The sequence below is a fragment of the Pseudomonas sp. RA_35y_Pfl2_P32 genome, assembly GCF_963970735.1.
Lineage (GTDB): Bacteria > Pseudomonadota > Gammaproteobacteria > Pseudomonadales > Pseudomonadaceae > Aquipseudomonas.
Map to the genome: position 1 here is coordinate 1 of NZ_CAXAQF010000347.1, position 444 is coordinate 444.

Annotated in this window: 1 protein-coding gene; it reads right to left on the reverse strand. The window is 67.1% G+C overall.

The genetic code is table 11. From position 1 onward, the window contains the following. On the reverse strand, nucleotides 1-444 hold a 444-nt coding region (locus AACY45_RS28635; RefSeq protein ID WP_339548845.1), incomplete at both ends, for a FlgK family flagellar hook-associated protein.

Here is a 444-nt window from a genome sequence, read left to right on the forward strand (position 1 = left end):
GGGCTGCCCGCCACCGCATGCGTGCCGTCCCGCACCAGCGCCGGATTGGCCACAATGGCGGGATTGACGGTAATGGCCGAGGCAAAGCCCACATAGCCGCTTTGTGCCGGCGTGCCGCCGCCTTGCGGCACATTGCCCTGCGGATCGGAAAACAGCGTCAGTCCCTGGGCGTCGAAACGGCTTGCGAGCGTCTGCGAGAACTGGTCGATTTCCGCCTGGTAGGTCGGGATCGTTTGATCGCGCAACGTGATGTTGGCGCCGATCTGTCCGCCTGACATGCCGGCGGTGACATCCTGGCCATCCAGCATGATGCCGGGCAGGCCGCCGCCCGGATAATACGCGCCGCTTCCCGCGTTGGCGGTGGCGATGGACAGCGCGGTGCCGCCGCGGGTCGGCAACTGGACGCCGGAGGAAGTGAAGACCTGCACATCGCCGTTGCCGAGG